Annotated in this window: 31 protein-coding genes; 11 read left to right on the top strand and 20 right to left on the bottom strand. The window is 36.7% G+C overall.

What is annotated here, in order from left to right; genetic code table 11:
• The first annotated feature begins 112 nt into the window (after positions 1-112).
• Together LC095_RS19580 and sda are read left to right on the top strand one after the other, a co-directional pair.
• Positions 113-1,159: a ribonucleotide-diphosphate reductase subunit beta gene (locus LC095_RS19580; protein WP_226529762.1), complete on the top strand. Its 1,047-nt coding sequence runs from the start codon at positions 113-115 to the stop codon at positions 1,157-1,159.
• Between the two features lie 203 nt (positions 1,160-1,362).
• Positions 1,363-1,536, top strand: a complete 174-nt coding sequence (gene sda, locus LC095_RS19575; protein WP_319005823.1) for a sporulation histidine kinase inhibitor Sda — start codon at positions 1,363-1,365, stop codon at positions 1,534-1,536.
• 75 nt (positions 1,537-1,611) lie between these two features.
• Here the strand turns inward: sda and LC095_RS19570 are convergent, their stop codons facing one another.
• The 3 genes from LC095_RS19570 to LC095_RS19560 all read right to left on the bottom strand — a co-directional run bounded on the left by LC095_RS19570 (position 1,612) and on the right by LC095_RS19560 (position 3,627).
• A complete protein-coding gene (locus LC095_RS19570; protein ID WP_226529797.1) occupies positions 1,612-1,764 on the bottom strand; it encodes a transcriptional regulator SplA domain-containing protein in 153 nt (50 codons plus the stop codon).
• A 254-nt stretch (positions 1,765-2,018) separates the two neighbouring features.
• Positions 2,019-2,615, bottom strand: coding sequence for a DedA family protein (locus LC095_RS19565; RefSeq protein WP_226529760.1), 597 nt, complete (start codon positions 2,613-2,615; stop codon positions 2,019-2,021).
• 115 nt (positions 2,616-2,730) lie between these two features.
• The gene (locus tag LC095_RS19560) at positions 2,731-3,627 is read right to left on the bottom strand and encodes a YitT family protein (protein WP_226529759.1); all 897 of its coding nucleotides are present in this window, start codon (positions 3,625-3,627) and stop codon (positions 2,731-2,733) included.
• Positions 3,628-3,958: 331 nt separating this feature from the next.
• On the opposite strand from LC095_RS19560, the gene LC095_RS19555 reads away from it, so the two are divergent.
• Both LC095_RS19555 and LC095_RS19550 read left to right on the top strand, forming a co-directional pair.
• Positions 3,959-4,603: a B12-binding domain-containing protein gene (locus LC095_RS19555; protein ID WP_226529758.1), complete on the top strand. Its 645-nt coding sequence runs from the start codon at positions 3,959-3,961 to the stop codon at positions 4,601-4,603.
• Positions 4,604-4,616: 13 nt separating this feature from the next.
• Positions 4,617-5,363 carry an STAS domain-containing protein gene (locus tag LC095_RS19550; RefSeq protein WP_226529757.1) on the top strand — a complete coding sequence of 249 codons (747 nt, stop codon included), beginning with the start codon at positions 4,617-4,619 and terminating at the stop codon, positions 5,361-5,363.
• 59 nt (positions 5,364-5,422) lie between these two features.
• Here the strand turns inward: LC095_RS19550 and LC095_RS26920 are convergent, their stop codons facing one another.
• Entirely contained in the window at positions 5,423-5,551 is a 129-nt protein-coding gene (locus tag LC095_RS26920) for a hypothetical protein (RefSeq protein WP_264196121.1), read from the bottom strand.
• A 133-nt stretch (positions 5,552-5,684) separates the two neighbouring features.
• Here LC095_RS26920 and LC095_RS19545 point away from each other — a divergent pair, with 133 nt between their 5' ends.
• Positions 5,685-7,391, top strand: coding sequence for a catalase (locus tag LC095_RS19545; protein ID WP_413467523.1), 1,707 nt, complete (start codon positions 5,685-5,687; stop codon positions 7,389-7,391).
• A 202-nt stretch (positions 7,392-7,593) separates the two neighbouring features.
• Here the strand turns inward: LC095_RS19545 and LC095_RS19540 are convergent, their stop codons facing one another.
• Entirely contained in the window at positions 7,594-8,580 is a 987-nt protein-coding gene (locus LC095_RS19540; RefSeq protein WP_226529755.1) for a Gfo/Idh/MocA family protein, read from the bottom strand.
• 182 nt (positions 8,581-8,762) lie between these two features.
• Here LC095_RS19540 and LC095_RS19535 point away from each other — a divergent pair, with 182 nt between their 5' ends.
• Entirely contained in the window at positions 8,763-9,629 is an 867-nt protein-coding gene (locus LC095_RS19535; RefSeq protein WP_226529754.1) for a Cof-type HAD-IIB family hydrolase, read from the top strand.
• A gap of 45 nt (positions 9,630-9,674) precedes the next feature.
• Here the strand turns inward: LC095_RS19535 and LC095_RS19530 are convergent, their stop codons facing one another.
• The 5 genes from LC095_RS19530 to wrbA form a co-directional block, all read right to left on the bottom strand.
• A complete protein-coding gene (locus LC095_RS19530; RefSeq protein WP_226529753.1) occupies positions 9,675-10,544 on the bottom strand; it encodes a cation diffusion facilitator family transporter in 870 nt (289 codons plus the stop codon).
• A 243-nt stretch (positions 10,545-10,787) separates the two neighbouring features.
• Positions 10,788-11,273 (bottom strand): PCYCGC domain-containing protein, encoded by a 486-nt coding sequence (locus tag LC095_RS19525; RefSeq protein ID WP_226529752.1) that lies wholly within the window; start codon positions 11,271-11,273, stop codon positions 10,788-10,790.
• A 294-nt stretch (positions 11,274-11,567) separates the two neighbouring features.
• Positions 11,568-12,323, bottom strand: coding sequence for a GTP cyclohydrolase II (locus LC095_RS19520; RefSeq protein ID WP_226529751.1), 756 nt, complete (start codon positions 12,321-12,323; stop codon positions 11,568-11,570).
• Between the two features lie 61 nt (positions 12,324-12,384).
• Positions 12,385-13,236: a VOC family protein gene (locus tag LC095_RS19515; protein WP_226529750.1), complete on the bottom strand. Its 852-nt coding sequence runs from the start codon at positions 13,234-13,236 to the stop codon at positions 12,385-12,387.
• Between the two features lie 103 nt (positions 13,237-13,339).
• Positions 13,340-14,005: an NAD(P)H:quinone oxidoreductase gene (gene wrbA, locus LC095_RS19510; protein ID WP_226529749.1), complete on the bottom strand. Its 666-nt coding sequence runs from the start codon at positions 14,003-14,005 to the stop codon at positions 13,340-13,342.
• Between the two features lie 267 nt (positions 14,006-14,272).
• On the opposite strand from wrbA, the gene LC095_RS19505 reads away from it, so the two are divergent.
• Positions 14,273-14,593 (top strand): YnfA family protein, encoded by a 321-nt coding sequence (locus tag LC095_RS19505; protein ID WP_226529748.1) that lies wholly within the window; start codon positions 14,273-14,275, stop codon positions 14,591-14,593.
• 86 nt (positions 14,594-14,679) lie between these two features.
• Positions 14,680-15,978 carry a voltage-gated chloride channel family protein gene (locus LC095_RS19500; protein WP_226529747.1) on the top strand — a complete coding sequence of 433 codons (1,299 nt, stop codon included), beginning with the start codon at positions 14,680-14,682 and terminating at the stop codon, positions 15,976-15,978.
• 74 nt (positions 15,979-16,052) lie between these two features.
• Here LC095_RS19500 and LC095_RS19495 read toward each other — a convergent pair whose 3' ends face one another.
• The 10 genes from LC095_RS19495 to LC095_RS19450 form a co-directional block, all read right to left on the bottom strand.
• Positions 16,053-16,829 carry a sulfite exporter TauE/SafE family protein gene (locus tag LC095_RS19495; protein ID WP_226529746.1) on the bottom strand — a complete coding sequence of 259 codons (777 nt, stop codon included), beginning with the start codon at positions 16,827-16,829 and terminating at the stop codon, positions 16,053-16,055.
• 70 nt (positions 16,830-16,899) lie between these two features.
• Complete coding sequence (locus LC095_RS19490; RefSeq protein ID WP_226529745.1) at positions 16,900-18,027, bottom strand: MBL fold metallo-hydrolase; 1,128 nt, start codon at positions 18,025-18,027, stop codon at positions 16,900-16,902.
• A gap of 46 nt (positions 18,028-18,073) precedes the next feature.
• Entirely contained in the window at positions 18,074-18,649 is a 576-nt protein-coding gene (locus LC095_RS19485; RefSeq protein ID WP_226529744.1) for a sulfurtransferase TusA family protein, read from the bottom strand.
• A gap of 50 nt (positions 18,650-18,699) precedes the next feature.
• Positions 18,700-18,996: a rhodanese-like domain-containing protein gene (locus LC095_RS19480; RefSeq protein WP_226529743.1), complete on the bottom strand. Its 297-nt coding sequence runs from the start codon at positions 18,994-18,996 to the stop codon at positions 18,700-18,702.
• Between the two features lie 15 nt (positions 18,997-19,011).
• Complete coding sequence (locus tag LC095_RS19475) at positions 19,012-19,374, bottom strand: rhodanese-like domain-containing protein (RefSeq protein WP_226529742.1); 363 nt, start codon at positions 19,372-19,374, stop codon at positions 19,012-19,014.
• A 44-nt stretch (positions 19,375-19,418) separates the two neighbouring features.
• The gene (locus LC095_RS19470; protein ID WP_078435516.1) at positions 19,419-19,898 is read right to left on the bottom strand and encodes a DsrE/DsrF/DrsH-like family protein; all 480 of its coding nucleotides are present in this window, start codon (positions 19,896-19,898) and stop codon (positions 19,419-19,421) included.
• A 50-nt stretch (positions 19,899-19,948) separates the two neighbouring features.
• Positions 19,949-20,176: a sulfurtransferase TusA family protein gene (locus LC095_RS19465; protein ID WP_226529741.1), complete on the bottom strand. Its 228-nt coding sequence runs from the start codon at positions 20,174-20,176 to the stop codon at positions 19,949-19,951.
• A gap of 84 nt (positions 20,177-20,260) precedes the next feature.
• The gene (locus LC095_RS19460; RefSeq protein ID WP_226529740.1) at positions 20,261-20,524 is read right to left on the bottom strand and encodes a metal-sensitive transcriptional regulator; all 264 of its coding nucleotides are present in this window, start codon (positions 20,522-20,524) and stop codon (positions 20,261-20,263) included.
• 14 nt (positions 20,525-20,538) lie between these two features.
• Positions 20,539-20,913: a hypothetical protein gene (locus LC095_RS19455; protein WP_226529739.1), complete on the bottom strand. Its 375-nt coding sequence runs from the start codon at positions 20,911-20,913 to the stop codon at positions 20,539-20,541.
• 259 nt (positions 20,914-21,172) lie between these two features.
• Positions 21,173-22,084, bottom strand: coding sequence for a ferritin family protein (locus LC095_RS19450; RefSeq protein WP_226529738.1), 912 nt, complete (start codon positions 22,082-22,084; stop codon positions 21,173-21,175).
• A 191-nt stretch (positions 22,085-22,275) separates the two neighbouring features.
• On the opposite strand from LC095_RS19450, the gene LC095_RS19445 reads away from it, so the two are divergent.
• From LC095_RS19445 to LC095_RS19435, 3 genes are all read left to right on the top strand, one after another.
• Positions 22,276-22,605 (top strand): four-helix bundle copper-binding protein, encoded by a 330-nt coding sequence (locus tag LC095_RS19445; protein WP_226529737.1) that lies wholly within the window; start codon positions 22,276-22,278, stop codon positions 22,603-22,605.
• Between the two features lie 135 nt (positions 22,606-22,740).
• Positions 22,741-24,132, top strand: coding sequence for a sensor histidine kinase (locus LC095_RS19440; protein ID WP_226529736.1), 1,392 nt, complete (start codon positions 22,741-22,743; stop codon positions 24,130-24,132).
• Positions 24,107-24,793 (top strand): response regulator transcription factor, encoded by a 687-nt coding sequence (locus tag LC095_RS19435; RefSeq protein ID WP_226529735.1) that lies wholly within the window; start codon positions 24,107-24,109, stop codon positions 24,791-24,793. Before LC095_RS19440 ends, LC095_RS19435 begins: the two co-directional genes overlap by 26 nt.
• Positions 24,794-24,821 lie beyond the last annotated feature (28 nt).

Below are 24,821 nucleotides of genomic sequence, written 5' to 3'. Positions count from 1 at the left end.
GCAATGGAACGAATTATTTTCCACCGTTACTATATTAAAAACAGCCTTTTTTAAAAAGAGCTTTCCTTAAAATCATTCTCACTATATTCTATTCGACAAAAGGAGAATTCCTATGGATGCAACAACCTTAAATAAACGAAAAATCATGGATGCAGCTGCACCAAACCGCTCAACAGGTATTATAAATGGTGAAAGCTCAAACGTATTAAACTGGGATGATGTTTCATTTCCTTGGGCATATCCCCGCTATAAAAAAATGCTGGCAAATTTTTGGACACCCTTTGAAATCAATATGGCTCAAGATATTAAGCAATACCCTGATTTAACAGAAGATGAAAAAGAAGCTTTTCTGAAGATTATCGGTTTGCTGGCACTATTAGATAGCATCCAAACTGATTATGCCGGTAAAGTTTCTGATTATATAACAGATTCAAGTATCAATGCGTTAATGATCATGCTTGCACAGCAGGAAGTCATCCATAACCATTCCTACTCCTATGTTCTATCAAGCCTGGTACCAAAGCATGTACAGGATGAGGTGTTCGAATACTGGAGAAGTGAACCGATTTTAAGAAAGCGAAATGAGTTTGTTACAAATGGATATCAAGCATTTGCTGAACAACCTAATGTTGAGAACCTACTAAAGTCGATCGTATATGATGTGATATTAGAGGGCCTTTTCTTTTACTCAGGGTTTGCATTCTTTTACAATTTGGCCCGCAATCAAAAAATGGTCGCGACAAGTACAATGATTAATTATATAAACCGCGATGAACAAATTCACGTTGACTTATTCGTCCAAATTTTTAAGGAAGTACTGAAACAATATCCAGAGTACGATACAGAAGAGCTTGCTACATTTGTTAAAGAAACATTTATTCAAGCAACTGAACTTGAAATTGAATGGGGTCAATTCATCATTGGAAACAAAATGGATGGAATTAATATAAAAGATGTTGAAGATTATATTAAGTTTTATGCGAATGTTCGATCTAACCAATTAGGGTTTGAACGTCCGTTTGAAGGATATCGCACAAATCCGCTTAAATGGATAAAAGCATATGAAGAAGTTGATCTTGGAAAATCCGACTTCTTTGAGCAAAAGTCAAGACAATATACAAAGGTTAACCATGCTGATAATGGATTTGATGACCTCTAAACACAGGTCATCCCTACTTAAACAAACGTTTAATTAAGAGGGGAAGCGACTCATTTACTTGCCTTCCTTCTTCAAATCCCGATCTCTCATCTTCCTTACCTGTTCAATATCTTTAAACATTCCTGCTACATTTTTTACACAAAACCGTTTAACATTAGTTTGCTAGTGGTAAATGGTATATAGCAAGTACGAAATGGTAGAGGATGATAAAAATGAGGTTTTCACCACTTTCAGACAAGACCTTATTATATAGCTTTCACGAAGCAAAAAAAATAGAGGTTAACCCTGACTTTATTAAAATGCTTGAGGCAGAGATAAAGGAAAGAGGTCTTCACAAATCACAAATGATAGAACAAAAACTCAAAAAAATTAATTAAAAAATGTACGGTGTTAACAGTCTTCATTAACCTTTAATTACCTAAAATGGACAGTCAACATGACTGTCCATTTGTTCAATTTTCATCTAGAGTTAAATCCTGGTTTGAAAACACATTAAAAGATTGATTCAGTACTAATGCTGAATGATTTTCTTCCTTAGGATGTTGTACCACTTCAGCTTGAGCAAATACATCATGATCATAAAATTCTTGATCTTTTTCTTTCATTTCCTTCACCACCCTATTATCAATCGTTTCATTAACATTCTTCCACTAAGCATTATCTTTATCCCATCTTAACGAAAGATTTGAGAGAAACACAGAAGGATAAGTGGGAGAAACTGCCCGTAAAGATCCGACGAACGATTGACGTCCAAGTCAGGTGAAGCCACATGATGTGGCATTTTGAGCGTGATAAGTCTCGCTAACCATCAATGTGGATGAAGAAAATCTCAATTGATGGAAGTCTCACTTTATGTATTTTAGTTTGATCTTGGTTGTTTGAATTTCTTAACTAAGTAATAAACCGCGCCAAGCATGAGTGCCGTACAGACTATTGGAATAAAATACGGTTTAGCCGCTTCTTTTATATACATCCAATTGCTCCCGAGCTCAATACCTAAATACAAGAAAAAGATTGTCCATGGTATCATCGCCGCGATCGTATACAGAGTGAATTTCCAAAGTGACATCTTTGAAATTCCCGCTGGTATGCTAATGGCATGCCTTACTACCGGTATAAATCTTGCACCAAAAATAACACCGGATCCGTATTTTTCAAACCATAATTCGGATAGTTCGATATGGTGTTTTTTAATAAACAAGTATTTTCCGTACTTTTCAAGAAATGGTCTCCCTCCTAAACTTCCGATCCAGTACAAAAACAGTTGTGCAATCGTTCCTCCAATAACACCTGCAAGCAAGGCACCTAAAAACCCAATTTTCCCAAGCACAATCATATAACCGCCATATCCTAATACAATTTCACTCGGAATCACCTCAAGCATTAATCCAATCGCTATTCCTGCATACCCGAGATTTGTTAACCAATCTAATACATCTAAGATGACGTTTTCCATCCCTTCACACCCTTTAGTAAGAACTTGTACTTCCTGTCCATTAGTAATAGGTATGAAAAGACATAAGGAAATATATGTGAAGCCACAAAAAAAACCTGTGAAGCTGCCACAAGTTTTAGTGTATATCTTTTTTCTTAAACCTACCGCCTCTTACTTCTGCTATGTTTGCTACTGCTAAAAAGGCTGACTCATCTAAGTCTTCTACAATTGATTTTAACTTTGCTTCTTCAAGACGTGTAATCACACAGAATATAACTTTTTTATTATCACCCGTATAGGCACCTTCACCATTAAGATATGTGACCCCGCGACCTAACCTGGCAATAATGGCATCCCCAATTTCCTGATATTGCTCACTTATGATCCAAGCAGACTTTGATTCATCAAGCCCCTCAATCACAACATCAATTGTCTTGAATGCAACGAAATAGGCAATCAATGAGTACATAGCTCTATTCCAGCCAAACACAAAACCTGCACTTCCAAGAATAAAAATATTAAAAAACATAATAATTTCCCCAACAGAAAATGGAAGCTTTTTATTTGCCAGAATAGCTAAAATCTCTGTACCATCAAGTGACCCGCCATATCGAATAACAATTCCAACACCAACACCTAATATAATCCCGCCAAATACTGTTGCAAGAAGAACATCCTCTGTAAATGCCGGTACAGGATGCAAGAGTGCTGTTGTAATGGATAATATCGCAATTCCAAATAAAGTCGAAAGAGCAAAGGTTTTTCCAATTTGTTTATATCCTATAAAGAAAAACGGAATATTTAAGATAAAGATAAATAATCCCAGTTTCATTCCAAGTAAGTGAGAGAGAATAATTGAGATGCCAACAATACCACCATCAATAACTTGATTGGGAACTAAAAAGATCTCAAGTCCAACTCCCATTAAGACGGCACCAATAAATATAAAGAGTGCACGTTTCAATATTTTGGTCTTTGATAAACCCTGGTGTTTCTTTATTTGTTTTTGTACTTCCATTGGTATTTCTGTCATACGATTCCCCCAATTTAGCTAAATAGCTTGTCTTTTATCTATATAACATAATATGCTTGTCTCTATTTTTTTATTATACCGCAGGAGTTCTGAAAATTGTAATAATTAGCTGTTTGTGAATTAGCTCTTCGTTCTGATCTGTTGGTCCTTTTTCCACATAGTTAGATAAATAAAGACTGTATGATGACTTTATCCGCCATCCTTCAGTACTTTCCTCCCAATGTGTTAGTTTTTAAACAGGCTAACGATAGATATGTTAAAATAAGGATTAGCGATTATTTTTGCAAAACTTCGCTTGCGTACAAAAATTCCTTTGTAGTGAGGTGAGAACATGACATGCACGGTTCATGAATTTGCCGATTCACTCCTGAAAGGGAACCAAGATGCTGCCTGGAACATCGTGATGAACGAAGTCGGCCATGATATAAGTCGAAAAGATGTACTAGAAAACCTAATAACAAAAGCAATGCAATATATTGGTAAGTTATGGGAAAAGGATGAAATTACTGTTGCAGATGAACATCTTGCAACATCTACATGCGAATATATTCTGGTTCGATTTGATTTCCATATGAAAAACACCCATCGGTTCCACCAGGTTGAACCAAGAAAAGTCATGTTGTTATGCCTTGAAAAGGAACTGCATGATCTTGGTATCAAAATGGTCGCCCAGCTATTCGAAGAGAATGGGTGGAATACTAGATTACTAGGACCAAATTTACCGTTAGAAGAAGCTATCAGTTTTGCTGAAAAATGGGAACCGGATGTGATTGGACTCTCATTTTCAATTTGGTATCATGCAGAACTCTTAACTACATATAGTAAAGCATTAGAAGAACTTCCCCATAAACCAGCTGTTATTGTCGGGGGTCGTCTTTTAGGGGACTATGATTTTTCTCCCTACGTTTCAAGTCGAACAACATTATTTACATCATTGTCTGATCTTCAAGAATGGATAAAGCAATACTCGATTTAAGGAGGTATTCAACATGTCAGCAATAAAGCATATTCCACTTCCATATTTTACGATTAATCAAGACTTTCACATTATTGATGCCTCTGATATTGCACTTGAAACATTCAATAAATCTGACAGTTTTTTAGATATAGTTGATCGTGAAAGTCAAAAAAAGGCCAGACGAATGCTCACATCAGCTACTTTTGTTACTACAGAGCTTGTTATGAACATGAAAAATTCTCCCTATGGTCTTTACCAAATACAAATCAATTGGCAAAACAAGCTTGGCCATATTGTATGTATCGAGCAAGATGAACGGATTCAAGAACTGATTGATGCTGTTGAACAACATAGGAAACGTTTGTCAGACACCAATATTGAATTATTACAAAAAAAGGAACAACTTGAACAGTCTATTGAAAGAATCCTGGAATTATCTGTTCCAATGATTGATCTTGCTGAAGGGATGGTTCTTGTCCCCCTTATCGGTGAGTTAAATATTGAATTGGTTAATAAAAATCACAAACGGATCCTAGAAACAATTTGCAACAAGCAAATCGAGAAGATTCTTATTGACTTTCATGGAATTGGTGATATTACAAATGAAGGAATTCGAGCCCTGCGCAACTTAGTTTTAGAACTTAAAGTAATAGGGACAAAATCTTATATTATAGGCGTTTCCCCTCATCATGCGAAGGTGTTAAACAGCCTTCCTATTAATCCTAATACATATTATCTGAAAGATTTACACACTGCTATTAAAAGCTTTATTGTCTAATTTATACAACGAAAAAGACCTCAGATTGAATCTTGGGGTCTTTTTCTAAAAAAAGATGATTAATTTGATCTTTTTTCATTGTGCTTTCTTTCAGCCATGTCATTTCCAAAGTCTTTATCCGTATTAATCGCATCACTGGCTTTTTTCATTTTCTTCTGCTGATTTTTATGACTATCTCTTTCTGCCATTAAACAAACCCTCTTTTCTATTTACTGTTTTCTCACCTTCTATTGTCTGCAGTGAAAAGAAATTCATACAATGATAATGAAATACATCCGTAAGATTTTGTATAATTTTAGTCTCCATAGCAAATAAATGTAAATGATCCTTTATTTTCTATTAGGAGGCAAACCATTGAAAAAAGACCATAATGAAGAATTTGGAGATTTAAATGAAGGTAACGTAAAAAATAATGAATCTGGTGAAACGTTAACAACTCGACAAGGCCACCCTGTCTTTGATAATCAAAACATCCGAACAATTGGTGATCGTGGGCCGGCAACGCTTGAAAATTATCATTTTATTGAAAAGATTTCCCACTTTGACCGGGAAGAAGTACCAGAGCGTGTCGTACATGCACGCGGATCTGGAGCTTTCGGGTATTTTGAAACCTATGGAAAAGTAGGAGATGAACCGGTTGAAAAGTATACACGTGCAAAAGTTTTTTCCGGAGCAGGTAAAAAAACTCCATTAATGGTCCGCTTCTCTACAGTGGCAGGAGCAAAGGATTCACCTGAAACAGCACGCGATCCACGCGGCTTTGCTGTGAAAATGTATACAGAGGATGGAAACTGGGATCTTGTTGGGAACAATTTAAAAATTTTCTTTATTCGTGATGCGATGAAATTCCCTGATATGATTCACGCGTTCAAAGCTGATCCGGCTTCAAACGTTCCAAATCCTGAGCGTATGTTTGATTTTGTATCCCGCACTCCTGAAGCAACTCATATGATTACATTCTTGTTTTCTCCATGGGGTATTCCTGCTACATACCGTCATATGCAAGGTTCTGGTGTCAATACATATAAATGGGTGAATGCAGAGGGTAAAGCCGTACTGGTCAAATATCACTGGGAGCCCAAGCAGGGAATCCGAAATTTAACTCAAGAAGAAGCTGATTCCATTCAAGCTAAAAACGTTGGCCATGCAACACAGGATTTATATGAAGCCATTGAGCGTGGTGATTATCCGGAATGGGAGCTTTTTGTTCAAATAATGGAGGATGATTACCATCCTGAGCTCGACTTTGATCCTCTTGATGATACAAAGCTATGGCCTGAAGATAAGTTTCCATGGTTGCCTGTCGGACGCATGGTACTTGATCGTAATCCAAAGGACTTCCATGCAGAGATTGAGCAAGCTGCTTTCGGTACAGGGGTTCTTGTTGACGGAATGGACTTTTCAGATGATAAGATGTTACAAGGTCGTACCTTCTCTTACTCTGATACGCAACGCTATCGTGTTGGAGCAAATTATCTGAAATTACCTGTGAATGCGCCAAAATCACCTGTTCATACAAATCAACAGCGAGGACAAATGGATGTACGTGATCCTGCAGAATCAGGCCCTAACCCTCATATTAATTATGAGCCATCCATGCTCGGAGGCTTTAAGGAAGCAAGCACCGAAGGCCGTGCACCACACCGTCCAACGTATAATGCAGCGGCGATGACTTCACCAATTGACCGTCCTAACAACTACGGTCAAGCAGGCCATACCTACCGCAGCCTTGAAGATTGGGAACGTGATGAATTAATTAAAAACTTATCGGATGCACTAGCCATTTGTGATAAAAAAATTCAGGATGCAATGATCGAACACTTTACACAAGCGGATGAAGATTATGGTCGTCGTGTGAAGGAAGGCATCGAAATGAAAATGAGCAAAATGAAAGAAATGAAAGATGTGGAGCTTGATAAAGCGCCCGGTCGTGAATCAGGTCAATCACGATATGGCCAAGGGACATTAGCTGCAAATGAAGCAACTGAAGATGCTGTAAAAAAAGGGCACGAAGCAGATCCTTATTAAGAAAAGCGCAAGCACCTTGATCAGCCTCGGGCAAATAAGACGCAAATGAATAGAAGATGTTCTTTGTCTTCAATTCATTTGCTGCTTTTGACCTCGAGGGGCTATGTGCTGGAGCTGAACACCATCACTAAGTACAAAATGTAAACTTTCTTACTTATTAAAACGAAAGGACAGTTCCGTATTTGGAACTGTCCTTTTTGCTTTATTTTTGGTCTGCCGGATAAACTAGCCCAACTTGCTTACGAGCTGTTTCTAAAATTCTAGCAGTAATGAGTGAATTTTGGTGAGAGTTTAACTCAGATTGCTGAATATTTTCTGAGACTAATGAAATAAATTCCTTAGCTTCATAATACATACTCTCTGACACTTGTTCTCTTGTGATATCTTCAACTGTGCCGTCTTTGTACTGTATTTTCACACTTTCCGGGGTATGAATTTTATCAATGATGATACTGCCGTTCTCCCCTTGTATCTCAGAAGGAACATAAGAATTCGTTATTTTCGAATACATGATAACAGCATCCATTTCATCATATGAAAGAAGCAAACTCCCTTCTCCATCTACACCGGATTCTAGCATATAGCTGGATGCTTTTACTTCATTTGGCTCTCCGAATAATGCTACAGCAGGATACACACAATAAATACCAATATCCATTAATGCTCCATTCGAGAACTCTGGTTTAAAAGCATTTAACACAGTACCTTCCTTGTATTTATCATAGCGGGAAGAATACTGGCAGTAGCTTGCAAAATATCGTCTTACCTTCCCGATCTTATGTAAATTTTCTTTTATAGCAAGGAAATTAGGTAATTGTGTTGTTTTTAAGGCTTCCATTAAAACAACATTATTTTCCTTAGCAGCTGCAATCATCTTCCTTACTTCATCTGCATTTGAAGCGATAGGTTTTTCGCAGATAACGTGCTTTCCGTTTTGCATACAAAGAACAGCTTGTGATGCATGCAATGAATTCGGGCTTGCAATATAGACAGCATCAAATTCGGGACTTTTTACAAATTCGTATAAGTCAGTATATGTATGTTCAGCGCCATATTTATCAGCAAACTCTAAAGCTTTGTCACTACTTCTCGAATAAACAGCTGTAAGTGAAAACTGTTCTACCTTACTAGCCGCTTGAATAAAGCTTTCTGTTATCCAATTTGTTCCGATAATACCGAAACGAACCATATTAAACTACCCCCAAATTAAGTCTTCTCCGTGCAAGTATATCTTTTTTTTCTAAAAAGAAAAAGCTTTTGTCATTTTTAGTCGTTTTTCAAACGTTTTTCTAATGGATTTGTGAAAAATATGTCATAATAGATAATTGAGTAAAGGTTTGAATTACATAGAGACGTTTTTATAAAGGAGTAATGATAATGAAAAAACTTATTGCAATAGACCTCGACGGAACTTTGTTATCTTCCAACATTGATATTTCTCCTGAAAATATCAATGCTATTCAAGCAGCTCAAGATGCTGGTCACATCGTGATGATTTGTTCCGGTCGTGCTCCGGAGGATATTAAAACTGTTATCAGCAAGACACCTCTTCAATGTCCGGTTGCAGGCAGTAACGGAACAATGGTTATTGCCGATGGTAAACTTTTAAGCCAAATTTCCATCGGGAAGGATTTAGTTGAGAGTGTTACAGCCATTCTTAATGAAAAACAATACCCATTTAAAATTTATTCAAATAAAGGAATTTTTGTGGCCTCTACATGGTCTGAACGGATACTTTCTTTCTTAGAGAAGAATAAAGATGTGCTGAATCATCTCACTGAAAAAGAGTATAAGCTTATGACAGAGCAACCAAAAGAAACCGATAGTATTAAAATATTTGAAGATGTTAAGGAAGTACTTAGCATCGAAGACATTACCGTTCAAAAATTCTTTATTCCGACGATCTCTGGTAAAGATGATTTAATTGCATCTCTACAAGATCTTGAGGGCATTTCCATCACAACTTCCGGTCCATACAATATCGAAATCATGGACACGAACGGTCACAAAGGAAACGGTATCCGTGTGATGGCAGAATACTTTAATATTCCTATCGAAGACACTGTGGCAATCGGAGATAACTTTAATGATGTCCCGATGCTTGAAGCAGCAGGTTTATCAGTTGCAATGGGCAATGGTGACCCTACGATTAAAAAAATGGCAGATGTTGTAACACTTACAAACAATGAACACGGTGTTGCACATGCGATTGAAAAATATGTTTTAGCAGAGAAATAATAGAAAGGAGCTAACAGATTGTTGTTAGCTCCTTTTCTATATCATTTAATTCGGCTCAACATGAACATGGACATCATAAACTCCGTAATCATTTCTCATTACTTTTTCCACTTGAGTAGCTATATCGTGGGCTTCCGTGATATCGAGTCTGGAATTTACTAAGATCACAACATCAACCACTTCGTTGTTGCCGTAACTTCTTCCTTTGATCTGCTTTATGCCTTTGACACCATCAACTTTTCTAATTTGTTCGTCATAAAGAAGTAATTTTTTTTCATCAAATCCATCTGATAAGTCGTGTGAAGCCTGCATAAATATTTCAAATGCTGTTTTGCAGATTAATAATCCTACAATAATAGCTGTTACCGTATCAATCCACGGCATGTTAAGCTGGGATCCAAAGATTCCTATGGCAGTTCCTATACTTACCCATGCATCAGAGATATTATCTTTTGCAGCTGCCATAACAGCCTTACTATTAATTTTCTCCGCTAATTTTTTATTATATAGATAGACAAAATACATGACGATTGCCGAAAAAACACCTACATATGCTGCCATTACATCAGGAGATTCATCTCTTCCTTGAACTAATCCGATACATGCATCAATTAATACCTGAAGTCCGACAGTTGCCATAATAAAGGAGGCAACCATTGAGGCGATTGTTTCACTTTTCCAGTGGCCATATCGATGATTTTCATCAGGAGGTCTTTGTGAAAGCTTGAGTCCTATTAACACTGCAATAGATGCAATGATATCTGTTGTATTATTTAAACCATCTGCTCTTAACGCAGCTGAATTACTCATATATCCAATAATCAATTTTAAGACAGAAAGACAAATATAGGCGACTATACTGATTATTGCCCCGCGCTCTCCTAATTTAAGATCACTATATTTTTGCTCTTCCACTCCACATGTCCTCCTACTCTCATTTGCCTTGACTATAATATCAAACTGAAAACGGGTGGGTCTAGAGCAATCTTTTTGTATGGATTTTACTTAATAAGCAGTGTACAACTAAGTTGAATTCGGGCAATTTATCGGCGGCTATGAAACTAATTTATCCTTGAGACAAAGAAAACACCATAACTCCTCTATTCCAAGGGATTAAGGCGTATCATTAGTGTATGGAATATTTATACATGTAACGTTTTAGATTTCGGGAGTTGGGGTCGGTTCGGCATAGCCCTCTTTATACATGTTATCGATTTTAGTTCGTATTTCTTTTATCGTTTTTCCTTCTTGGTAATCCACAATCGATTGTGCCGCGATTTCTAAACACACTCCACACTTCGTTCCATGGTCGTCCCAAACAATAGCTCCGTTTTCTTTATTTTCATTAACAAAACAATCATAATTACTTGTATGGTTTGCAGTTTCACCGCATCCACAATAACAAGGCATTTTTTCCACCAACTCTTTATGTCCTGCAGCAGCTTGGTAGATTGTTTGCATATCTTCTGTTTTCTCATTTAAGAAAGTAGGCAATACCTCTATACCCGCTGTTTCCTCTCGTATATCATTCACCACTTCATGACCATCATGTTGACCATGAGATGCATTATGTTCCTCTGTACTGGCGCATCCTGATAACATACCACCCAGCAAGGCGAACATTAGAATGTTTCTTTTGCGCATGTTTTATCCCCCTCAATATATGGTACCTAGTTTATTTTAACACAGGAACAAAAGCGCAAGCGCCTTGATCAGCCTCGGGCAAATAAGACGCAAATGAATAGAGGACGATCTTTGTCTTCAATTCATTTGTGGCTAGGCGCTGGCAGTTTAAAAGCGCGACATCCTGTCGCAAAAACTGCACTTGCACATCCTGTGCTTCGGAGCTGGACGTAGCACACTTATCCACCGTTCAAAGAATTTTATAGTTTCCTAACGACAAAAAAGGACAGATTTGAAAAACTGCCCTTTACCTCTCTAATCATTTGTACAAGTAGTATCTTGACTAAAATGACCTGATCTTGTTATCTTCGTTTGCAAGTACTTTTCGTTAAACTCAGACCGGTCTCCCCACAACGGTTTTCGTTCTGAAACATATAGTCCTGATTTTTTCAATGCTTCTAGCTTTTTTGGATTATTTGTTATAAGAGTAACTGGTTTTGAACGCAACGCTTTTAGTACATGTATGGCATCCTCATAATTTCTTGAGTCATCAACAAACCCAAGGTTTTCGTTTGCTTCTACGGTATCATAGCCATTCTCCTGAAGGATATAAGCCATTGCTTTACTAAACAAACCAATTCCTCTACCTTCATGATTTGCCAGATAAAATAAAGCACCTGTTCCATGATCAACAATCATTTTCATCGATTGCTTCAATTGAAATCCGCAATCACATCGCTTACTGCCAAAAATATCACCTGTATGACAAATAGAATGCATTCTAATAAGTGCTTCTTCTTCATCTTCAAAGTTCCCGTACACTAAAACGCTTGATTGCTGAAGCTCTGCTAAATTGATGCTAGAGAGCTTTTCAATTATCTTCTCATAGTTTTCTGTGACTTCATCACAATTTAACCAGCAATACCAGTGAAATACAGTCGTCTCTTCAAACAAGTTAACAGGAAGTCGAATTGGCCCTACTAAATAAATGGCACCCTTTTGCGTTCTAATAAGTCGAATCTTATCCTGAAGCAAAGATATTACATCTGATTTCAATTTCGTTTGTGTCAAATGCGTCTTCCTCCTTTACGTCCTATTTTATTTTGTGTAAAGAGGAGACTTTTTAATACGGTTAATTAACGGTGAGACGGATTTTATTCCCAGAAGGATCTGCTGTGATGATCACCTTATCATTTCTTGTTACATCAAAGCCTAATTGCTGTAATTTTTGAGTGACATGGTCCCTTTCAATCTCACTTGGATATACGATTGTATAATCCATTAGACCAACACTCTTCTCAGAAGGCTGTGGTGCACCGATGCCATTCCAAACATTTAATCCGATATGATGATGATATCTTCCTGTTGAAATAAATAATGCTTGATTACCATAGTTGCAAACCACTTCAAATCCGAGTCCTTTGCAGTAGAATTCTTTAGTTTTTTCAAGCTCTGACACATGCAGATGAATATGTCCCATTACTGTACCTTCAGGAAGCTTACTCCATTCATCCCTGCCACTCGCCAATAACCCTTCTACATCAATCGGGTCTGTTGACATTTCTACTTCACCATTATTCCAGTTCCACAGTGATGGAGAGCGGTCAACATATATTTCAATCCCATTTCCATCAGGATCTGCTAAATAAAGTGCTTCACTAACAAGATGATCAGATCCACCTTGTAATGGATACTTAACTTTCAGTAGATGTTTTAACACACTTCCTAAATCAGAGCGCGATGGAAGTAATAATGCGAAGTGATATAAACCTGTTGTTCGCGGTTGTTTTGGAATCACATCAGCGGGTTGTTCAATCTCTAAAAGTGCTGTTTTTCCGTCTGCTGTTAAAATAGCCCTTTTCTCTGATTGCTCAAGAATTTGGAATCCTATTATTTCCTGGTAAAACGCTAAAGATCGATCCAGATCTAATACTTTTAAGCTAAGCTTAGATACAAAAGTAGTTGGATATTTATGAAACGACATGATGTTTCCTTCCTTTCAAAAAAAGGACTACCCCAAATGTCAGGAAGTAATATCAATATATCCTGTATGTGGGATAGTCCCTTTCACTTTCATTTATTTTCACTTAATTATGGCTTTTTTTCACCATTTCCGCTACTGAAACTGTACGTTTCGCCTGATGCTTAACAGCAGCTTGAACATCTTCAATCATGTTGCCATCCTGATCAACGGTTACACTTGTTCCGTATGGATTTCCACCGGCCGCAAATGTTACAGGATCTGTATAGCCAGGAGCTGCTACAAGTGCTCCCCAATGATACATCGTTGTATATAAAGATAAAATAGTTGCTTCTTGTCCACCGTGCGGATTTTGTGCAGAAGCCATAGCACTTACTACTTTATTGACAAGCTTTCCATTAAACCATAAACCACCGGTTGTATCCAGGAATGCTTTCATTTGTGATGGCATGTTACCAAAGCGTGTTGGTACACTAAAGATAATAGCATCTGCCCACTCAAGATCTTCCAATGTTACTTCAGGAACATTCTTTGTTTCTTCATGATGCTTTTTCCAAGCTGGATTCGATTCAATGGCTGATTGTGGCGCAGTTTCCGGTACTTTTAACACTTTAACTTCAGCACCAGCTTCTTTTGCTCCTTCCTCTGCCCACTGAGCTAATTGATAGTTGGTACCTGAAGAACTGTAATAAATAACCGCAAGTTTCACATTTGACATACTTTCCATCTCCTTTTTGGAATCATTTTTAAATAGCTTTGATAAAAAACCCATACTCACCCCACCTGTTCTCTCTTGTTGTTTACCTATAAAAGTCGGGTCATACTAAATTATACCCAGACCTTATAGTATTAAATCTTATATCTTTAATTCATTTATTGTTAATTCGAGATTTATTGTATCAAGGTATTTCTCTGTTGTCAAGGAACGGGAAGAAACGGGGGGACAGGTCCCTCGTCCCAAGTGGGACAGAGGACCTGTCCCCCCGTTCCATTCTTGTGGTACATTAATAGAAGAAAGTCATTTGGAGTGATAGTGTTTATGACTATTTTAATATTTTTACTTGCAGGCTTAGCCGAAATTGGTGGCGGATACCTTATATGGCTATGGTTACGAGAAGGAAAGCCCTTCTATTTCGGTTTGAGTGGAGCATTAGCCTTAGCCTTATACGGTGTAATTGCCACATTTCAATCCTTCCCTTCTTTCGGAAGAGTGTACGCTGCTTATGGTGGAGTTTTTATCATCCTATCTGTGCTATGGGGATGGGGAGTTGATAAACAGACACCAGATAAATTCGATTGGATCGGTGCAGGTATTTGTCTTGTAGGTGTCGCTGTTATGCTTCTTCCATCAAGACAATAGGGACGGAGGGACAGGTTCTCTGTCCCTTTGGGACGAGGAACCTGTCCCCCTGTTCCACCATATCCAAACAATGAAAGGAGACTTGTATGTCCAAGACTCAAAACATATATTTGTATTTATTTTTCTTTCTTATAAAATGGGCGGTTTTAGCAGGATTGGTCGGTTTGCTTGCGGGTACTGCTTCTGCCTTTTTCTTGGTGAGTTTGGAGTGGGCTGCTGAAACCCGTGAGACTTATTCCTGGTTTCTTTTTTTCCTTCCGTTTGGGGGAATGCTTGTCAGCTTTTTGTATTGGAAATATGGGCTGAATTCTGCAAAAGGGAATAACCTCCTAATTGAGCAGGCACATGGTGCAAAGGAAAGCATTCCGTTTCGAATGGCTCCTTTAGTGTTATTTGGAACGATCGTTACTCACCTGTTTGGTGGTTCTGCCGGGCGTGAGGGTACGGCTGTTCAGATGGGTGGAGCTTTCTCCGAACTTGTAGGAAAACTATTTAAATTAGATGAAGTTGACCGAAAAATAATCATTATTTGTGGGATCAGCAGTGGATTTGGTTCTGTTTTTGGTACACCTTTAGCCGGTACTGTATTTGGCTTAGAAGTGCTGGCACTAGGTTTAATTAGACATGAAGCAATTTTCCCGGCTTTTATTGCTGCATTTGTAGGTGATATTGCAACGACCACTGTATGGGGAGTTGGTCATCATCATTATGAAATTGGCGCAATCCCTTTATTGTCAGCACTTTTATTACTAAAAATTATATTTGCTGCCATTTTATTCGGTCTAACAAGCACACTTTTTTCAGAACTCACTCAGTGGTTAAAGAAACAGTATACAAAATTGTTTCCCAATCCGATGTTAAAAAGCTTTATTGGGGGACTTATGATTATTGGGCTCGTGTATATTGTGGGAACGAGGAAATATCTTGGCTTAGGGATCCCACTTATTGATGATGCGTTTGAAGGAGAGGTCTCACCTTTTACCTTTATCACAAAACTACTCTTTACTTCTCTTACCTTAGGAGCAGGTTTTCAAGGTGGTGAGGTGACACCATTATTTGCTATCGGATCAACACTTGGTAGTACACTAGGTGACATCTTGCAAGTATCCATTCCGTTCCTGGCCGCTTTAGGTTTTATCGGAGTTTTCTGCGGAGCAACAAATACACCAATCGCATGCTTTATCATGGGTATTGAACTTTTCGGATCAGAAGCCAGCTTGTATTTATTTCTAGTTTGTATTATTAGCTATTTATTCTCTGGGCACACAGGTATCTATACCTCGCAGCAAATTGGTGTGTCAAAAAGTAAACTGATACCGATTCATCATAATGATACACTGCAAACGTTCAAGTTAACTAAAAAAGGGAAAAGAAATAAGGCATAAAAAACTCCACTGTTCCTCATTAAACTGAGGGTGTGGAGTTTTTTAATTTCACGAGTTTATTTATTCTAGCACTTCTAAATGATCTCCACCCATATTTTAATAGCCGTTGCAAAAATTAATAAGGCCAAAATAACTTGTAAAACTTTTGTATTGACCTTCTTACCCGCCATTGCCCCAAGTGGGGATGCAATTAAACTTGCAATAACCATTATCGCTGCCGGACCGTAATCAACCTGCCCAGTCGTTATCTTCCCTACAGTTGCACCAATGGAAGAAATAAACGTAATTGCGAGAGATGAAGCGATTGTCATTCTAGTAGGAATTTTAAGTACAACTAGCATAATTGGGACTAGTAAAAACGCTCCTGCAGCCCCTACGATTCCTGCCCCTAAACCAACGATTAAGGCTAGTATAGCTGCCAGCCATTTATTAAATTTCACTTTATCGAGTGGAATGTCGTCGATTCCCTTTTTAGGAATAAACATCATCACAGCAGCAATGAAAGCTAACATTCCATAAATTAAATTAATGCCTTCTTCGGACATTAATTTTGAACCATATCCTCCAATAAAGCTTCCTATGAGAATGCTAACTCCCATGTAGCCTATTAAGGTTTTATTTAAATATCCGCCTTTTCGATATGCCCAAACACCACCGATAGTCGCAAAAAATACTTGTACCGCGCTAATGCCTGAAACCTCATGAGCACTAAAGGCTGCTAAACCAAAAAGTGGCGGGATATATAATAGCATAGGATATTTAATAATAGAACCGCCTATACCTAACATTCCTGAAATATATGAACCAATAAATCCTATTAGAAAAATTGTAATCATAAACCCTAAATCCATGTTTCCTACCTCCGGTTTAGAAAAGGGAACCACACTCGGTTCCCTTTATATTTCAGCCTTTTTGTATAAATTAACGAACCGCACAACGGTTTGGCCCGATTTCCATTTCTCGCTGCTCTTCTTCATTCGGAGTGATTTTCCCCATATTTGTTTCACGAATTTCTTGATATGCATTTGGTTGTGGTGGTAAATTTTCAGTTACCAGCTTTCTAAATTCATTTTCGTCTTCGATATTTAAGCCATGATTTTCTGCAAATAACGTTCCTAACTTTTTAGCTACACTTCCATCTTCATTTAACTCTTCAATGATCATAAAGTGAGCAGGTAAAACAATTAGTTCCTCTGATAATTCTCTATAGCGTGTATATAAACTCTCTCTTAAATCTGCAACCCAATCTTCAGCCATCCCTGCTAAATCCGGTCTTCCAATTGAATCGATAAAGAGAATATCTCCTGATAAAAGGTAAGATGAATCAACAACAAATGATGTTGAACCAATTGTGTGACCTGGAGAATATAAAGCATCAATATCAATGGCTGTATTTCCGATTGTCACTGTATTGCCGCCTTCTAGCGGGCTATATTCGAATGTTACCTCAGTTGCATCTTTTGGCGGCAGCCAGTATGTTGCACCAGTAGTTTCAGCGATGATGCGACCTCCTGAAATATGATCAGCATGAAGATGAGTATCAAATACATGAGTAATGGTTGCACCAATCTCTTTTGCAAAATCCAGATAGGTAGCAGTCATACGAGTTGAATCAATAATTGCCGCTTCTCCATTTGAAACAATCATGTATGATAAACAGCCTTTTCCGATACGAACAAACTGATAAATTTCCCCACCATCTCTTAGATCGCCGATTTTCACAGGCTCTAAGTGTTCACTCCAAGCCTTCATACCACCTTGTAAATAAGAAACATCCACACCTTGTTCTGAAAGCATTTCTGCTACCATGATAGAAGAGCCTTCTTTCGCACACACAACTAGAACTTCTCTATCAGTAGGAATACTACCTAAAATTTCTTCAACACCATCAAGTAATTCAAAATATGGGATGTTTAAATAACCAACGTTTTCTCCTTCTATCTTCCAATCCTGAAAATCAGCTTCATTACGAACATCAAGAATAAATAATGCTTCTTTATCAAAGACCTTTCTTGTTACTTCTTTTGAAGTCATTGCTTTTACACCCATTCTAAATTACCCCCTAAGGTATATTTTATTTTAAAAAAATTTTTACTTATTTATTCAATGTAGACGTTAGACCTGACCAAGCACTCATACCTGGTACAACATTATTTACTTTTGTAAAACCTTTTTCAGCCAGTTTCTGAGATGCGAGATCACTACGGCTACCAGTTCGACATACGATATAAATGTCATGTTCTTTATCCAATTCACTAATATGTTTATCCAATTTTCCTAACGGAATCGAAATTGCGTTTGGAATATGATTAAATGCATATTCTGCAGATTCTCTTACATCTATTACAACAATGTTTTCTCCAGCATCTAGTTTTTTCTCAAGTTCTTCGTTAGTTGTTACATGTGGATGTTTTGTTTCAACCATTTCTTCATCTGAAGATTTACGCAGATAGTGCTTAAGAACATCCCCTTCTTCAAGCGTACCCAGATATTGATGTCCAGAGCTTTTCGCCCAAGCTTGGAGATCCGCCTTTGACCCTTTATCTGTTGCTTGAACTTCTAAGACCTGTCCTGCCTCGATTTCATTCATCGCTTTCTTTGTTCTAACAATCGGCATTGGACATGCTAATCCTTTTGCATCTACTAATAAATCTGTATTAATTGAGTTCATCTATTAAGTTCCTCCTAATTACCCAATGAGGTATATTTATATTTAAAAAATTAGTTTGTTTCGCCTTCCCAGTCAAGCATTCCACCAGTCATATTGATCACATTAAAGCCATAACTCTCAAGAAATTGACAAGCTCGACCACTTCTTCCGCCAGAGCGGCATACCATTATATATTCTTTCGATTTATCTAACTCATTCATACGAAACTCCAATAATCCTAAAGGAATATGAATGGCACCATGTATTTTCCCATCTTCCACCTCTTCTACTTCTCTCACATCAATGATGTTTAGATTTTGACCTTGAGTTAGCATGTTTTCGACTTCTTTTGCAGTAAATTGTTTCAATTCAAAATCCTCCTTTTATCTCCAGGCGCTCATACCGCCCTTTACATTTGTAACATGTGTAAAACCTAATTTTTTAAGTATCTTACTAGCCTTTTGACTTCTCATCCCACTTTGACAAATGACAATTACTTCTTTTTCTTTTGATAATTCTTTTTTAGCTTTTTGACTCAGTTCATGAAGCGGAATATTTTTAAATTCCTTAATGCGATGACCATTATATTCACCAGGTGTTCTCACATCCACAAACTGCTTATTTTTATCTTTCAATTCATTGTTCAATTCTGATGTCGAGATCTGTCTAACTCCTTTAGTAGGAATGATCCTGTTCAGGATGAAAAATATGAAAAAAGCAATGACGATATAGTTCAAGTATTCCATTGGTCTCCTCCCTGCATACTTAGGGGAGTATTCCCCTATTCGTGTTAGATAAATAAGTTCACATTTCCTTCTTCTGCGTCCGCGAGGTATGCTGCAACACCTGCATAGTCAATGTTGTCTAATAGTTCTTCTTGTTGAAGACCAAGTAAGTCCATCGTCATCGTACATGCTACTAATTTAACTTCTTGTTCTTGTGCCATTTCAATTAAATTTGAAAGAGGCATGGCATTGTGCTTCTTCATCACGTCTTTGATCATTTTAGGACCAAATCCGGCAAAGTTCATTTTAGACAATCCCATCTTTTCTGCTCCTCTAGGCATCATTTTGCCAAACATCTTTTCCATAAACCCTTTCTTCACTTGGATATTTTCATCTTTACGTAAAGCATTTAATCCCCAAAATGTGTGAAAGATGGTTACTTCATGATCATAAGCAGCTGCACCGTTCGCAATAATATAAGCTGCCATCGCTTTGTCATAATCCCCACTGAATAATACAATCGTTGTTTTTTTCTTTTCTGTCAAAGTAATTCCTCCTCTTACCCCTATGGGTATAAAATCGGCAAAAAATTTTTTTATCTCTTTTTAATCCAAAACTTTAACACTTGATCTTCTTCCTCATGCTTTAAAAACTCATGACCACCAGATTTAGCCCAAGCTGTTAAATCATTTTTTGCCCCTTTATCTGTTACATGAATTTCTAAGATTTGACCTGACTCTAGTTCATTCATAGCCTTTTTCGTTTTAACAATCGGCATTGGACATGCTAAACCTTTTGCATCTAATACTTTATCTATATTCATTTAAAATCCTCCTAGTTTTTCATTTATACAATTACCCCTACGGGTATATAATAATGTAAATAAAAGATGATGTCAACCCATTCATTATCGACTTTTAACAAGTAAATTTACGGCTTCATTCACTAATTCTTCTGTGTTGTGTTCTCCGGTTTCTTCTGCATATCGAACACATTCTACTAAATTCGAACTAACAACAACACCAATTGTTCGATCAATTGCCGTTCTTGCTGCAGATAACTGTGTGATAACTTCTTTACAATCTTTTCCTTCTTCCATCAATCTTAAAATACCTCTAAGTTGTCCCTCAATACGCTTTACTCTATTTTTCATTTGATCAGTATACTCCATCTACAAGACCTCCTTTAACACAAAATACCTGATCTTAAATGTTTTTCCTTTGCTATTTCTTTGCGAGTTGTCATCTTGTATCCCACTACCTTAAATCCCTTCTTACGAAGAATTCGAACTCCAATATTTCTTTCCTTACAATTCGAGGCTACGACAATTAATTCAAGATTGGGAATTTCATTGTAGTATCTTTTAAGGTAAGCTATTGGAATATTCATTCCTGTATTCAAAGGATCTTTATATGATTCGTTATAATCCCTTAAATCTATTACATAAAAATTGTTTGACTCTATTTTTTTCTTTTCAATATCAACTAATCCAAAAACGGGAAAACTTCTTAAAAATAAGAAATAGCTGATAATTGTTAGCGCAAATAAACTGACGATCACCATGCTTAAAAGCTCCTCCTTTGTTTATAGCAAGGAACAACTTACAAGATTCATAATATACCACTAGGGGTATATTGTCAACACCTCATATTTATTTTTTCCATCTTACTTTTAATAAAACATGATTCCAACCTGAAGGTTCAAAAAGAAGAGTACAACTTGTACCCTTCTCCTTCATATATAAAATGATACTTTAACTTTGAATACTTTTATTAATAGGAATACACTCCACATGATCCTTTCCTGAGATATGAAACTCCTACTTTCTGGCTTGCCCTCTTTTAAATGCTTCTAGATGATTTAACGAAGCATTGCGTAGCTGTGTAAAGACTGCTTTCACATCATTAGGAATATCTTGTGATATGAATTTCTCATACATAGAAATATTATCAATTTCTCCTTTAACACCAGCAGAATAGGCTGACTTTATATTTGGAGGTGTTGTTACATATGAGGTTGAATTATCTTCTGGAATAGACACTTGATAACGTTCAAAAAGTGGTAATAATGCACCTATATGCCTCAATTCCGCTTCTTTTATTCGGGCAAATGTGCGGATATTTCCGAATGTTTCTAATATGTTTATATAACGTGCCTGTGCTAAATATTCATCTTGAAGAGCATAGGTTAGCATACTGGGTAAGGTCAGTGTTGATGCACTCAAAGCCCCTTTTGCACCGTAATTTTCACCTTGTCTATCTAATTTCTTATTTATTTTTTGTAAAAAAAATAAAAACCAAACAGCATGATTTTGCTCATCAGCTGCAGCTCGTCTGAACCTTTCTTTAATAAAAGGATCTTGAGCTTGATCAGCAATATCTAAATAAAAATCAACAGCTTCCTGCTCATCTTTAAATGCAAATTCAATTCCTTCTGTAAACTTTCCTGGACATTCTTCACTGATTTTATAGGTTGGCTGTTTACCTGTGACATTCGTGTAAATTCTACTGAACTCTTCAAGATGTCGTCTCTCATCTTTTTGTATCTCTAAAATCTGCTTTTTTACCTCCTGGTTAGGTGCCAATTTAGCTAATTTTTCATAACAAGAAATGGCACTGTATTCTGCATTGATCGCTTTCTGAATATCCTTTAAGAGCCTTTTATCATTTGTATTCCGATGATACCCATTATGAAATGGAGCATATTGATAGGTGGGATTATACGTGTACATGATTGTCCTCCTCAAACATAAAATGTCAACTTATCATATGCTTTATGGAAAAGCTGTTGTGCAAGGCCCATTCAATTTTTCTATTTATAATTACCTAAATGTGCAGATTCAAAGGATTTGATAGAAATACGTTTCTTTAAAAATTTGGACGGGTACTATTATTTATATAAAAAATAAGGAGGTAATGTCATATGTTAAATCAACAATATAAGGACTGTATTCAGGCATGTCTAGAGTGTATGGAGGCTTGTAATACTTGTTATCATGCCTGCCTTAAAGAAGATGATGTAGCCATGATGTCAGACTGTATTCGTCTGGACATAGAATGTGCCGATTTTTGTGGTTTTGCAGTAAAAGCTATGCAATCAAATAGTCCTTTTGCTAAACAAATATGTAAGCTATGTGCCGATATATGTAAAGCATGCGGTCAAGAATGTCAGAAACATGACCATGATCATTGCAAAAACTGTGCGGATTCTTGCTTTAAATGTGCTGAAGCCTGTCGCCAAATGGCTTCATAAGCAGCACTAGAAATTGGACAATCTAAGGGGTATAGTCAAAGAGCAAAGCGTAATTAGCTTTGCTTTTTTATTTCTGCATATTTTCTCAACAATTTACCTTTACAATAGTCTTATAAAACTAAGAAGGTGTATCCTATGAAAATTTCTATTAAACTCGGTTTATGGTTTTTTATCTGCATTTTTATCATTGAAGCATCTTCTATGTTCTTCTTACACCGTAATGTTGTCCATTCTCTTGTTAATGAAGAGTTAAACGCCCTAAAGTTACGGGGTAACAGCCATCGTGATGTTATTGAAATTTCCTATGATGAGTCCACGTTACATCACATTAAAATAATGGAGTCACAAACAGATACTGAGGTTGTTATAACAAATGATGCTGGAAAAGTCATTACTTCATCTAAAACAGTAGACCTAGAAATGGACAAAATCCTAAAAACAAAACATGAAGAATCTCAAAATGGTCTTATCATTCAATCTGACTGGCAAGATGAACGATATATTTCGACGGTTTCTCCATTCCAGGCTCCTAATGGAGAGATTGGTTATGTTTATATGTTCAAAAGTACCGACCAGATACAACATGTTATTTCAAGATTAAATGAACATTTTATCCTGGCTTCAGTTCTCATTATCTTTCTCATGCTGTTTACCATATTCTTCTTATCAAAAGCTCTAACTAAACCTTTGATTTTGATGAAGGAAGCAACAAGAAGAATAAGCAAAGGGGATTTTTCAGTTTCCCTGCCTAAAACTTCAAATGATGAAATAGGAGAGTTATCAACTTCTATTCAGATTTTAGCTAACGACTTAAACTATTTAAAAAAAGAAAGAAATGAATTTTTAGGTAGTATTTCTCATGAACTGCGTACCCCTCTTACCTATATTAAGGGTTATGCTGATATCGCAAAAAGAAACAACTTATCAGAAACGGACCGACTGCATTACATACATATTATTTATGAAGAATCAAACCATGTGAGTAATCTTCTAACAGAACTATTTAATTTAGCAAAAATGGATCAAAATACTTTTTCTATTTCAAAAGAGAAAGTTAACATCTGCTTATTCATGCAATCTATTTTTCAAAAAATGAAACCGGCTTTTGAAAGCAAAGGAATAAAACTTGAGTTTATTTGTCAAAAAGAAACCTTTGCACATATCGATCCGATTCGTTTTGAACAAGTCTTCTTAAATTTGTTGGATAACTCAATCAAATACTCTGATACCAAAACATTGACTACAATTGAACTCACAAAGAAAGAGAATATCATAGATATTTATGTCAGAGACCAAGGTCAAGGAATACCTGCTGAAGATTTACCATATATCTTTGACCGCCTATATCGAGTAGATAAATCACGCTCAAGGTTAACAGGAGGTTATGGGTTAGGATTATCAATAGTGAAAGAAATAATCGATGCCCATGGAGGAACTATTTCAATAGAAAGTCAATTAAATAAGGGAACATGCTTTAAAATTACTTTAAAGGAGCTGTATGATGAAAAAAGTTTTGCTGATAGATGATGAGCAAAGAATGCTCGATTTATTATCTTTATATATAGAGCCTTATGGATATACATGTATTAAAAAGAAATCTGGTCATGAAGGCTTAGAAATTCTTTATCACAAAAGCGTTGACCTTGTAATCCTGGATATTATGATGCCTGAATTGGATGGATGGGAAACCTGTGAAAAAATAAGGAAAATATCTGAAGTACCAATAATCATGTTAACAGCAAGAAGTGAAAAGGAAGATGTTGTAAAAGGCTTAAAAAAAGGTGCTGATGATTACCTGGTCAAACCATTTCATGAAGAAGAGTTAATCGCTCGTTTAGAAGCCATTATGAGAAGAACAAGCAGAACTTCTCACTCTGAAAACATAATTCGTTTTGAAGGGTTATTAATAAATCAGTCCACATATCAGGTTACATATCATGAGAAAGAGCTTGTTCTGACCCCCAAGGAATATGGCCTACTCGGTTTGTTCTTAGAAAACCAAAACAAAGTATTTTCAAGAGAACATTTACTTTCAACTTTATGGGGCCTAAAGGCTGAAACAGAAGATCGAACCATTGACTCACATATACGTAATATGAGAGAAAAGCTGCGTAAAGCAAACTTCCCTGTAGAAAAATATTTAAAAACAGTTTGGGGAATAGGTTATAAATGGGTTTCCGACAATTAAAATAAGCGATATTGAAAAGAGAACTCAG

Origin of the sequence: Metabacillus niabensis, assembly GCF_020524345.1 — a bacterium.
GTDB lineage: Bacteria > Bacillota > Bacilli > Bacillales > Bacillaceae > Metabacillus > Metabacillus niabensis_B.
This window is presented reverse-complemented; position numbering and strand designations above follow the sequence as displayed.